This is a genomic window from Rhodococcus gannanensis (assembly GCF_042681175.1).
In the GTDB taxonomy this organism is placed as follows: domain Bacteria; phylum Actinomycetota; class Actinomycetes; order Mycobacteriales; family Mycobacteriaceae; genus Rhodococcus_G; species Rhodococcus_G gannanensis.
In genome coordinates, this window is the sequence record NZ_JBHUFB010000020.1 from 27,711 (window position 1) to 40,060 (window position 12,350).

Genomic DNA, 12,350 nt, shown 5'->3' on the forward strand with positions numbered 1-12,350 from the left:
TGTCGGTCACAATCAGTTAAGGCAGTCGAAGCGCGCCAGTACTACTACTGTCGCTAACCTCTGGATTGGCCAGGCGCCTTCGTACAACCTCGTGTCTCTCGCCCGGGGGCGGAGTCGGTGTCCGTGTCGCTCTGACTCGACAAAAGTTACGTGTCCATGACGCCCAACGCAAATCGCCTGGTCACAGGACCCGAAGTGAGCGAAACATCCAGGTGGCGACGCAACGATCGGCAGACCGGCGGGACAGAAGTGGCGGGCGTCACGTCGACGACGGTCACCGCCTAGCCTGATTCCATGTTGCTTGCCCCGCAGTACGGACGGGAGTCTCTGTCCGACCTGGTCCCCTCTGTCCTTGCCCAGCTCGGCGTCGCCGACGAAACGGATCGCATCGGCATCGACCTCGCCGGCGTGAATCGGGTGTGCATCCTCCTGGTCGACGGATTGGGTTCCGAGCTGCTGGCGTCGCACCCCGACGAAGCCCCCTTCCTCTCGTCCGCAGCGTCGCGCCCCCCACTGACGGCGGGTTTCCCGACCACGACCGCGGCCAGTCTGGCGTCGTTGGGAACGGGTGTGCCGTCCGGTGAGCACGGTGTCGTCGGCTACCTGATGTCGGTTCCCGGCGAGGACAGGCTGATGAACCCGTTGAAGTGGCGCCTGCACGGTGAAGGGCCTCGGGTGGACCTGTTGCGCGAACTCGTACCCGAGGAGTTCCAGCCCGCCCCGACTGCGTTCGAGCGGGCGGCGGCAAGCGGCGTCACGGTGTCTCGGGTCGCGCCGGCCTACCAGGGAGGATCCGGGCTGACCCGGGCGGCGCTGCGTGGCGGCGAGTTCAAACCGACGTTCTCCATGGGCGATCTCGTCGACGCGGCAGTGACGTCACTACGCGAAGGAGAGCGGTCCCTCGTGTACGCGTATCACGGTGAGCTCGACCTGACCGGTCACGCGCGGGGCCCGGAGTCCTCCGCGTGGTCGCTCGAACTTGCGCAGGTCGACCTGCTGGCGCGGCAGATCGCCACCCGTCTCCCGTCGGACGGCGCCCTCATCGTGACGGCCGATCACGGGATGGTCCAGGTTCGTTCGCCGTTGGACGTCGATCAGGAACCCGAGCTGACGAAGGGTGTGCGGCAGATCGGGGGCGAGCCCCGGGCGCGGCACGTCTACACCGAGTCGGACGAGGCGGAATCGGTCCTCGAGCGGTGGCGGTCGCGTCTGGCAGACGACTTCGCGGTCTTCTCGCGAGCGGAGGTCATCGAGCGTGGCTGGTTCGGCCCGACCGTGAGCGCGCGCGCGAAGGAACGGATCGGCGACGTCATCGCGGTCGCGACCGGTGAGCGCGCACTGATCCGTCGGTCGGCGGAGCCGCTGCAGTCGATCCTCGTCGGCCACCACGGATCGCTGACATCGGCGGAACTGCACGTGCCTCTTCTCCTGTTCCGACCCTAGTGAGGCTCCGAACGTAAGAACGTCCCCGAGTGGCTCTCCTCCACCGGGGACGTTCTCGTTCAGGAACTGGTTCTGGTCAGTTCCAGCTCTGCGCCGCCTTGCTGTTCGTGGCGGCCATGTCCTCGTTGCCTGCACCGACCGCGCGACCGATCGCCTCGAGGGTCTGGTTCAGACCGTCGATCGACTTGTCCCACTTGGCCTGGCTCGCCTGGTATGCCTCGGCGGCCGAGCCCTCCCACTCCGCGACGAGCGGAGCGAGGTAGCTCTTCAGGTCGGCGAGCTTGCCGTTGATGTTTCCGCTGGTCGCCGCGATGTCCGCGCGGGCGCCGTCGATCGCGCCGAAGTCATAACGCATTGCGCCGCTCATGCTGTCCCCCTGGGTTGTTCGTCGGGTGGGTGTATCTGTGACTGGTTGCTACCGACCGTCGAGGGTCAGAGGTTGAGGCTGCCGGCCGAGTTGTTGATCGCCGCGACGTGCTCGTCCTGGGCGCTTGCGAACGCCGCGCCGTTGGCCCGGATGTTCTCGCTGATCTCCAGGAGTGCCTGGTTCAGGTTCTTTGCCTCCTGATCCCAGCGCTGCATCAGGTTGTCGAACGCAACCTTCGCAGCGCCCTCCCACGCCCCGTTCACAGCCGAGAGCCGACCCTGCAGCGACGACAGCAGACCCTGGATGTCGCCGTTGACGTCACTCACGTGCGTCGCGGCGGTCTCCATGGTTTCGGTCGTTGTCCTCATCTGACCGCTCATGCAACCCCTCCTGGTGTCCCGTGTCCGCGAAAATGTTCGACCCCTGATGGGCCGGCTCGGACTCGCCTACACCCTGTTGGACGCACGGGTATCGCGTGCGGTTCCATCCGATTCCGGAAAGTTTCGCGACTCCCGTCGGACCGACCCTCAATTCACCGCGACGGTGATGGAGCGGGAGACCTCGCCGCACGCCGGGTCGACGCTTCCGGGATCGGTCAGCGGCGCCTGGCACCCGACACTGATCTGCAGCCCGTCGACCACGAACACCCTCCACACGACCTGCGATTGGTCGTCCGGGGTCTCCAGGTACGACAGCGCGGGACGTCCGTCGAACTCCACCTGGTCGATCGCGCCGAACGTGGCGGACCGCTCCGCGATCTGATCGGCCAATGTGACCGCGACCGCGTCGAGGTCCGCGCCGGCCCGGAGGTCCTTCTGCACGAGGAGGATTCGGGCAGGCCGACCGTCGTCCCGCACCAGTTCCACCCGGTCCGAGCCGTCACTCGCCGTCCGCCGATGCCACCCGGCAGGCACGTCCAGCGCCGCCCGTCCCGTGGAGACACGGTGCGGCGACACCGAGGGAGTCCCCGGAGCGTTCGACGCCGACGTCCCCGTCGCCTGCGGGGCTGCGACCGTCGCAGCACCGTCCGAGCCCCGGACCGCGGTGAACGCCGACCAGCCCGCCACCCCGGCGAGCACGAGCACGCCGATCGCGACGACGGACCGGATCCGACGGCGACGGGCTGCTGCGTTCACGGCGTCCCGTTTCGTCTCGCGGTGCGGCACCGGCAGTGGTCCCGCCTGCCGTAGCCCCCACTCGGATGCCGACTCGAGGAGTTGGCGCTCCGACGCCTCGCACACCGGAACGTCGGCGCCCCACCGCTCACGCAGCTTCCGCGCCAGTGCGTCGACGACCGGAGGGGGCAGAACTCCCACGACCGCAACCCATTCCGGATGGTCCGGCAGCTCCGGATGGATCGCGTCGACCAGATCGGCCACGGATTCCGGGCGGGAGGTGAGGTCCATTGCGCCGATCGAGTCGACGGACGTCGACCCTCCCGCAGTGACCGTGGCCTCCGACGACAGCATGCCGATCTCGAGGACGATGCCGAACCGGTCCGCACCGTCGGGATTCGCCACCGTGGCCGCGACCTCCGCGACCGGCACCGTGCGAACCTCGCGGGCGACCCGGCGCCCCGCGGCGACGAGTGCCCGGCGCCGCACCGTGCCCCACCCGGACGGGCACGTCAGCACGAGACGGTCCACCGGCGTCGCCGCGCCCAGCGCTCCGATCGCGTCGGCGAGCACCTCCTCGAGGACTGCGGCGACATCGACGACCGCGCCCCCGAGCAACAGCACGTCGTCGCCGACGTACCGGATCGGCGACGGCTCGAACACCTCGTCCGATGCAGCCGTCGACCGGTCGACGGCCACGCCGACCCGTCCCGCGGTGATCGCCACCCCCGCGGGACGATCGACGGTCCGATCCCCCGCTCGAGCCCACGTGACGGACTCGGTCAGGTGGATCGCGACCGTCGACCTCGCTGTCACAGTGGCGGCATCCAGGCGACCTGAATCTGCGAGGTCCCGGCGCGGGTGACCAGTTGCGCTCGGCCGGGCGGCATCTCGGTCGGCCGCGCGATTCCGATGAGGTTGCCCTCGTCGCGGCTGCCGCTCATCACGAATCCGGTCGGCACCAGGTCACGCAGGCGGGCAATGATCGGCTCGTAGAGCGCACGGCCCGCACCGCCGGACCGGCGGGCAACGATCAGGTGCAGACCGACGTCACGTCCGTGCGCGAGGTGGTCGAGGAGCGGAAGCAGTGGATTGCCACTCGACGTCACGACGAGGTCGTAGTCGTCGACGATCACGTAGATCTCCGGTCCGGTCCACCACGAGCGGTCCCGGATCTGCTGGGGTGTGAGGTCGGCCCCGGGCATCCGTCCCGCGAGGACGCCCGCGAGCTCGCTCATCATGGTGTTCAGCGTCGGAGCGTTCGGTGCGTACCCGGCGAGGTGATCGCCCTCGACCGCGCCGAGCATGGTGCGGCGGTAGTCGGCGAGGATGATCTTGGCCTGCTGCGGAGTGTTGGACTCCATCAGTCCCGCGCAGATTCCGCGCAGCAGCGTCGTCTTGCCCGCACCACCGTCGGCGAACGCCAGCACGTGCTGATGCTCTGTGAAATCGATGTGCACGGGCGCGAGTTCGGCCTCGTCCAGGCCGATCGGCACCCGCAGGCATGGACCGTCGGAGGCCGGCGGCCACGCCGCCGTCCTCGCCAGGACGTCGGCACGGTCGCACCGGTCGGGCAGCATCCGAACCGCGGGCGCGCGATCACCGGTGGAGGCGGCGCCGACACGGGCGACCGCGTCGGCGACGCCTGCGCCGAGGTCGTCGCTGGTGTCCCGTCCGTCGATTCGGGGCAGAGCCATGAGCAGGTGCAGTCCGTCCGACGTCATACCCCGTCCGGGTCGGCCCTGCGGCACCCGGCTGGCCTTGACCCTGCCGATGTCGGAGTCGGACGGATCACCCAGTCGCAGTTCGATACGGGTGCCCAACTGGTCCTTGAGGGCCGGACGGATCTCCGCCCACCGGGAGGCGGTGACCACGACGTGGACGCCGAAGGACAAGCCCTGCCCGGCCAGCGCGTTGATCTGCATCTCGAGTGACTCGAAGTCCTGCCGGATGCCGGGCCATCCGTCGACGATCAGGAACACGTCACCGTAGGGGTCGCTCGTGACGCTCGGGTCACCCTCGGACCTCCGCCGCCGGAACTCCGCCATGGAATCGATTCCGAGTTCCCGAAACCGCAGCTCACGGTCCCGTACAAGGGTGTTCATCTCGGCGACGGTGCGGCGAACCCGGTCCACGTCGAGACGGTTCGCCACCGACCCGACGTGCGGCAGCCCGGACAGCCCCGCGAGGGTGCCGCCACCGAAGTCCAGGCAGTAGAACTGCACCTGCCGCGGGGTGTGAGTGAGCGCCATGGCCATCATCAGCGTCCGGAGCGTCGTCGACTTTCCGGACTGAGGTCCGCCGACGACCGCGACATTGCCACGCGCTCCGGCGAGATCCACGATCAGCAGGTCGCGACGCTGGTCGTACGGGCGGTCGACGATGCCGATCGGGGCGCGCAACGTCACCGGCATGCCGTCGGCGGTTGCCGGAGCGGGAACGAGCTCACCGAGGGACGGCGACGTGTCGAGCGGCGGCAACCACACCTCGTGGGCTGCCGACCCCTTCCCCTTGAGTCGGTCGACCACGGTGTCGAGCACTGTGCGACCGGTGTCGGTGACCAGCTCGGGTTCCTCCGTGCGCACAGGCTCGGGTGCGACCGGCAGCGCCACCTGAGCGGCGGTGAACGGACGCGGTCGAAGGTCCGCCGCCGCGGACGCCCCGGCGAAGCCGCCCCCGGCCGAGCGGATGACGTACGGGCCCGACACATAGGCGGCGGTGAACCGGACGATCTCGGCCGAGTCGCACTTCAGGTACCCGGCACCGGGCTGCGCGGGGAGGTGATAGGCATCGGGCACACCGAGAACCGTCCGCGATTCGTTGGCGGAGAACGTCTTGAGACCGATCCGATAGGACAGGTGACTGTCGAGTCCACGCATCTTGCCCTCGTCGAGCCGCTGGCTCGCGAGCAGCAGGTGGATGCGCAGCGACCGCCCGAGACGCCCGATCGCGACGAACAGGTCCGCGAAATCCGGCTGTTGGCTGAGCAGCTCGGAGAACTCGTCGACGACGATGAACATGGCGGGCAGTGGTGCCAGATCGGCGCCACCCGCCCGCGCCTTCTCGTACTCGGTGACGTTGGCGAAGTTGCCTGCCGAGCGCAGCAGCTCCTGCCTGCGGTTCATCTCGCCGGCGAGCGCGTCGCGCATCCGGTCCACCATCGCGAGCTCTTCGGCCAGGTTCGTGATGACCGCAGCGACGTGCGGCAGTCCGTCGAGACCGAGGAAGGTCGCGCCACCCTTGAAGTCGACGAGCACCAGGTTCAACGCGTCCGGCGAGTGCGTCGCGGCCAACCCGAGAACGAGGGTGCGCAGGAACTCGGACTTGCCCGAACCCGTCGCACCGATGCACAGCCCGTGCGGGCCCATGCCGTTCTCCGCGGATTCCTTCAGGTCGATCTCGACCGGGGAGCCGTCGGGTGCGAGTCCGATCGGCACCCTGAGCCGGTCACGGGGGCTGCGCGGCGCCCACGCGGTCGCCGCATCGAGGGTGACGAGTTCGGGCAGTCCGAGCATCCGTCGCCAGTCGGTGTCGGCGTCGGCGTCGTCCCCGGCGTCCGCGGCGGTCGCCGTGACCACGCGATACGGCGCGAGCCGGCGAGCAGCCGTCTCGGCCTGATGCGTGCTCAGACCGTCCGGGACGGCGAAGGTCTCGACACCCGCCGCACTCCGCGCCCCGAGTCCGGTCTCCGACAGGACCAACTGGATTCCGCGGGTCGCCGAGAGGGCCGGGCGGTAACCACCGAGATCGAGCACGGTCACCGAGTCGATGCCGTCGTCGAGAAGTCCTGAGCCCGTGGTGATGCCGCCGTCGAGGACCACCAGCATCTGCGGGACCCCCGTGGTGGCCGGGGCGGTCCGGGAGTACCGCGCCCGCATCGCCAGATGTGGGCCGAGGACCTCGTTCAGCTCCGCGAGCGAACCGTAGACCATCCGGCCACTGCCCGCGCCGTCGACGCGGTCGGGATGCTGCGCGTGCGGCAGCCACTTGACCCATTCCCATTCGCCGGCGGTGTCGGGGCCGCAGACCACGACGACCTGAACGACGTCGGGTCCGTGAAAGGTGCACAACTGCACCAGCATCGAGCGAACGAGGTCGCGGGACACGGCGCGGTCGCCGTCGAACCCGATCGAGGCGAAACCGCGCATCGCCACCGCCGTCGGCAGGCCCGGGACAACCGAGTGCGTCCGGACGAAACGCCGAAGCGACACCGCGGCGACCGGTTCGAGGTCCTCGACCGGTCCCGTCTCCGGTGCCACGAGCCGCGTGGCCAGCCGCTGGCTGCCGCGGCCGACCCGGACGTGCAGGTGATCCGGATCGCCGACGCGGCGCTCCCACATCCGGGCGGTACCGACGAGCGACCACAGGTGTGCGGGTTCCGGATGGCTCCAGTCCAGAGCTGCCCGCTGCTTGTCCACCGTGTCGTACACGTCTCGCCGAAGCTGGTCGAGGTAGCGCAGGTAATCCTTGCGGTCCTCGTTGATCTCGGCTCCCCGCGACCCGTTCCCGCGCCCACCCGCGACCATTCCGAGCATCGAGACGACCATCATCACGGGGAACATCAGCGACATCGGGTTGGACGACATCCCACCCGAGGTGAACATCAGGGCCATCATGCCGACCATGGCGACGACCATCACCACGGGCAGCAGTTTCATGAGCAGGTTGCCGGGGACGACCTTGGGAATGTCCGGTGGTGGCTGCAGGCTCACCTCGCCGCCGGGCGTGCGCGGAACCTCCGCACGCGCCTTACGTACGAATCGCACTGTGGCCATGCGTTCAACCCCCCTGGTCCCGGCCCGACCTCCGGCCGAGAAGCGGTGGACGCCATGCCATCCCCCGGCACGCGTACGGCGTTGGACAGTAGTGCATGCCTCGATCCACCCGCGACCCACCCCGCCTCGCGGCTCACGTAGAGTTCGCGCAGTTTCGTGAAGGGGGCGGCGCCGACGGGAGGTGCCGGCGTGAGTCGAGTTTCGAGGGGGCATTTCGTGGCTATCGGCGTCGAGTCGGGTGACCGCACCGACCTGTGCAGGGTGACGATTCTCGCCGATCAGGTGCAAGTCGACCTGGCGTTGCCGACAGGGGCGCCGCTGGCGCTCCTGATCCCCGAGGTCGTGACCGTCATCGACGCGCACCGCGACCCGTCCGCCGCCCGCGGTCGCTCCACGGGCCCGGCCGACTGGACTCTCGGCAGGCTCGGCCGCGCCGCACTCGACCCGACCGGATCGCTCGCCGACCATCGAGTCCGCGACGGCGAACTCCTGCTGCTCCAGTCGGCCGACAGTGCCGCACCCGCACCGCTCTTCGACGACCTCATGCACAACGTCGCCGCGGTCGAGGCGGACACCTTCCGCCGCTGGACGCCCGCATCGGCACGGGTCGCCGGATCGGCGGTCACCCTCGCGCTCAGCGTCGCCGGAGCGCTCGCCGTCCTGCTCGCCCGACGACAGGACGACGGGCCGATCGGCATGATCGCGGCTCTGGTCGTCGCCGTGTTGCTGGTCGCGGCGGGCACCGTCGTCGCGCGCGCGTACGGGGACCGCGCGGCGTCAATGACACTGTGGGGAGCCTCGCTCGCCCCGGCGTTCGCCGCGGGGGCACTGGTCGTTCCCGGAGATCTGGGCGCACCCGCACTGCTCCTCGGCACCGTCACCTGCGGTGCCTTCGCCGTCCTCGCTGCGCGGATGAGCGGGACGGGCATCGCGGTCGCCGTGGCGACATCGACCGTCTCACTGGTCACCGCGGGTGCGGCAGGCATCGCCGTCCTGACGGAGCTGCCCGCACAGGAGATCGGCGCGATCGTCACCGCGGCCGGGCTGATCCTGCTCACCTCCGCACCCCGAATCGCAATGCTGCTGGCCCGTCTCCCGCTGCCGCCCGTCCCGTCACCGGGATCGTCCCTCGACAGCGAGGAAGCAGGCGACGCGCCGCTGCCGTCGTTCGACGGACTCGAGGCGAAGGCCCAGCGCGCACGTGGACACCTCACCGGCCTGGTGTGCGCAGCCGCGGTGACCACAGCCGTCGGCAGCCTCGTCGCGGCCGACGCATTCCGCGCTGTCGACTGGCCGGGTCTCGCGCTCGCGGCGGTCGCCGCGCTGGTGCTGATGCTGCGGGGACGGACGTACGCGAGCCTGTCGCAGGCCGCGGTCCTGATCGGGGCGGGTTCACTCGTCGCCGTTCTGCTCGTCGTCGGTGCCGCGATCGTCGAACCGAGCTGGGCGCCAGTCGTCCTCGTTCTGGCAGCCCTCGGGATCGCGGCGGCACTCGGTTTCGGCTTCGTCGCGCCCCGCCAGGAGTTCTCCCCGGTCCAACGGCGCGCCGTCGAACTGATCGACTACGCAGCCATCGCCGCGGTGCTGCCGTTGACCTGTTGGGTCGCGGGACTGTTCGCGGCGATGCGCGGCCTGTGATGCGCGCGAACGGCGCCGGCCGATCCGATCGGCCGCGCCGGGCGGCGCAGGCACTGGCGACCGGAATCCTTGCTGCAACCCTGAGTTCGGCGATTCCGGCGACCGTACTCGCGGTCCGGCCACCCTCGATCGACCCCGGCGCGCTTCCTCCCGGAAACCTCCCACCACCGCCGTCGGAGCTACGGGACCCGTGCACCCCGACCGCAGAAGTGGTCGATCCACTCGCGATTCCCGGGCCCCAACGGTCCCTGGACCTCGAGTCGGTCTGGCCACTGTCCACCGGTGCCGGGCAGCTCGTCGCGGTGATCGACACCGGAGTCGAACGACACCCGCGCCTGCGTGGCCTGGAGGCAGGCGGGGACTTCGTGGCGCCCGGTGACGGCACCTCCGACTGCGACGCGCACGGCACCCTCGTCGCCGGGATCATCGCGGCCGGCCGATCCGGGTCCACCGGGTTCGCGGGGGTGGCACCGGACGCACGCATCCTCACGATCCGGCAGTCCAGCAACATCTATCGGCAGGTCGGCCCGCAGCGAGACGAGGACGGCAAGAACGCCACGGGAGTGGGGAGCCTCGACACGCTCGCGTCCGCGATCCGCCTCGCTGCGGATCGCAACGCGAGCGTCATCAACATCTCCCTGGTTGCCTGCATGCCTGCACGGGCCGGGGAGCACCGCGCGCTCAGCGCCGCGATCGACTACGCGGCGCGCGTCCACGACGCGGTGATAGTCGCGGCCGCCGGAAATCGCGAGAACGACTGCTCAGATGGGAATCCGCGCCTCGATCCGGCACGCCCACAGGCCGATCCGTGGGACGACGTCGTCACAGTGGTGACTCCGGCGTGGTTCGACGACCAGGTGCTCACCGTGGGATCGGTCGACCCCGACGGTTCACCCAGCGACTTCACGGTCCCCGGCCCGTGGGTGGACGTGGCGGCGCCCGGGACCGCCATCACCTCCCTGGATCCGCGGCGGCTGGAGGACGCCGGACTCACCGACGCCACCGGCCGGGGTCCCGTCCAGGGAACCAGCTTCGCGGCCCCGTACGTCGCAGGGACCGCTGCGCTCATCCGGGCACGTCACCCGGAACTGTCCGCCGCACAGGTGATGGCGCGGATCGAGGCGACCGCCCACGCACCCGCGGGAGACTGGGATCCCTTCGTCGGGCACGGCGTCGTCGATCCGCTCGCCGCACTCACGTCGACCGGACCCGCCACGCCGGCGGAACCGCCATCGGTAGCGGTGGCGATCCCCGCCCCCTCCCCGCCGCCGGACAACCGCCCTCGGACCGTGGCACTGGGCGGTGCGGCCGTCGTCGGCACGTTGCTGGTGATCGGACTGGTCGCGTCGACTCCGCTGGCGAGTGGACGCGTGGCCGACCTGCGGTGGGGCCGCTCGCTCTCGTCCCGTCGTCGTCGCCGGTCGACCAGATCCGCATAGGACTCGAGACGGCGACGAATCGTGACCGTGCCGAAAGACTACGCGGTACAGCCGTCAGCGCGGCGAGACGTCCATCGGCGCTTCGTCGGGTGCCACCCCGTCGTGCGCGAGGAACGCCTCTTCGCGTCCCAGAAGCGGCCCCGGCGCCAGGAGGCCGAGGATCGGCCACGGTGCAGGCACCGAGCCTTCCGTGAAGCCGAGAAGTGCTGCGGTCTCCTGACCCTCGACGCCGTATCGGACTCCCGTGTCGCCGACGAAGAAGAGGGCGCCGGTGCGCTCGCTGGACGCGGTGATGCCCGTGGAGTGGACGAGAGCACCCGTTCCCGGCGCCGCATAGAACTGGTCCGCCATCTCACCCGGGCCGTCACTCTGCGCCAGGGTCACGGGCTTCGCCCCCTCGGGAAGGGGAAGGCTGTTCCCCACGACGACGTCGACGCTCGCCTGCACGCCCCCGTCACCGGACACCGGACGCCACGACAGGCAGCTGACCGGGTCACTGACGTCGCTGACGATCGTCGGCGGCGTCTCGGGGAAGCCGTCGACGGGCAGTGCGGTCGACATCGGCGGTCCGGTGACGACGTCGGGGGTCACGGTGCCCAGCCCCGTCATGCCGTGCGAATCCGAGTACCGGATCAGGTCGGCGGTGGCCCTGCCGATTCTCTGCAGGCCGTCGGAGAGCACGACGTAGTAGCGGGACTCCCGGGCATCCTCGACCTGCACGACCGACCCGATCGGCTTGCCCGGCATCTCGTACGGTGGTTGCCTGCCCGCATCGCGGATCTCGGGCGGCGTGATTGCCGGTACCTCGGGAATCACGGAGATCAGGCCCTCACTGACCGGCCTCGGCGTGATGCCGTCCAGGTCGAACGCGAGAACAACGGCGTGGTCGCCCAGGTCGACGCGGCTGCGGGTTCCGTTGTGCACCAACCAGGTACCGTCGACGCTCTGTACCAGCAGCGCCTCGTCGTCGGACAGGTCGTCGGCACCGGCGCCCAGGTGCGGTCCACCGAGAACGATCGAGCTCGTCACCGCGCGTGCACCGCCGGGCGCGATCGAATCGCACAGGGTCCAGGCGCCCGGGTCCTGGTGCGGAAGCGCCGACGGCGCACCCGGAATCCCCAGGAGCGGTCCGCGCGGGCGGGTCCCCAGCTCGGACTCCTTCACGATCACGGGCCGGTCGTCACTGCCGACGATGAGGCGGGCCGACGCCAGGTTGAGCACGGGGTGCAGCGTGTCCTCCAGGAAGACGAACATCGCGCCGGATTCCTTGCCCACCACGATCTGCGCGTTTCCGATGCTGTCCTTCGGCCGGATCAACGCCAGCGCAGCACAACCCGCCACCACCACGACCGACAGGACCGCGCCGACCGCGAGCGCCCGCGACTGGCTGCGCATCGGATCGTGCAACATCCGAACGTCCCTGCGCACCAGGGCGTGCTCCATCCGGCGAACCAGAAAGCGGTACCCGCTCACCTGCCACCGTGTCGTCGGCTGCCCCGCCATGTTTCCTCCCCCGCTTGGCCGGCACTACGGGGGCAAAGAGTACAGTCCGCGGAAACCGAGCCGTGGGGGC

Annotated in this window: 8 protein-coding genes; 3 read left to right on the forward strand and 5 right to left on the reverse strand. The window is 70.0% G+C overall.

Translation table 11 applies throughout. The annotated features are described in order from the left end of the window. Positions 1-294: 294 nt before the first annotated feature. Positions 295-1,443 (forward strand): alkaline phosphatase family protein, encoded by a 1,149-nt coding sequence (locus tag ACFSJG_RS21205; RefSeq protein WP_378487235.1) that lies wholly within the window; start codon positions 295-297, stop codon positions 1,441-1,443. A gap of 76 nt (positions 1,444-1,519) precedes the next feature. Here ACFSJG_RS21205 and ACFSJG_RS21210 read toward each other — a convergent pair whose 3' ends face one another. The 4 genes from ACFSJG_RS21210 to eccCa all read right to left on the reverse strand — a co-directional run bounded on the left by ACFSJG_RS21210 (position 1,520) and on the right by eccCa (position 7,700). Next, on the reverse strand, positions 1,520-1,810 hold the full coding sequence (locus ACFSJG_RS21210; RefSeq protein ID WP_378487236.1) for a WXG100 family type VII secretion target: 291 nt from the start codon (positions 1,808-1,810) through the stop codon (positions 1,520-1,522). 65 nt (positions 1,811-1,875) lie between these two features. Beyond that, a complete protein-coding gene (locus ACFSJG_RS21215; protein WP_378487237.1) occupies positions 1,876-2,190 on the reverse strand; it encodes a WXG100 family type VII secretion target in 315 nt (104 codons plus the stop codon). A gap of 147 nt (positions 2,191-2,337) precedes the next feature. Continuing rightward, positions 2,338-3,741, reverse strand: coding sequence for a type VII secretion-associated protein (locus ACFSJG_RS21220; protein ID WP_378487238.1), 1,404 nt, complete (start codon positions 3,739-3,741; stop codon positions 2,338-2,340). Further along, positions 3,738-7,700 carry a type VII secretion protein EccCa gene (gene eccCa, locus ACFSJG_RS21225; protein ID WP_378487239.1) on the reverse strand — a complete coding sequence of 1,321 codons (3,963 nt, stop codon included), beginning with the start codon at positions 7,698-7,700 and terminating at the stop codon, positions 3,738-3,740. The genes ACFSJG_RS21220 and eccCa overlap by 4 nt, the downstream gene beginning before the upstream one ends. A gap of 216 nt (positions 7,701-7,916) precedes the next feature. Here eccCa and eccD point away from each other — a divergent pair, with 216 nt between their 5' ends. Together eccD and mycP are read left to right on the forward strand one after the other, a co-directional pair. Then, a complete protein-coding gene (gene eccD / locus ACFSJG_RS21230) occupies positions 7,917-9,338 on the forward strand; it encodes a type VII secretion integral membrane protein EccD (RefSeq protein WP_378487240.1) in 1,422 nt (473 codons plus the stop codon). Next, positions 9,338-10,777, forward strand: a complete 1,440-nt coding sequence (gene mycP, locus ACFSJG_RS21235; protein WP_378487241.1) for a type VII secretion-associated serine protease mycosin — start codon at positions 9,338-9,340, stop codon at positions 10,775-10,777. The genes eccD and mycP overlap by 1 nt, the downstream gene beginning before the upstream one ends. Before the next feature lie 54 nt (positions 10,778-10,831). Here the strand turns inward: mycP and eccB are convergent, their stop codons facing one another. Then, on the reverse strand, positions 10,832-12,280 hold the full coding sequence (gene eccB, locus ACFSJG_RS21240; protein WP_378487242.1) for a type VII secretion protein EccB: 1,449 nt from the start codon (positions 12,278-12,280) through the stop codon (positions 10,832-10,834). Positions 12,281-12,350 lie beyond the last annotated feature (70 nt).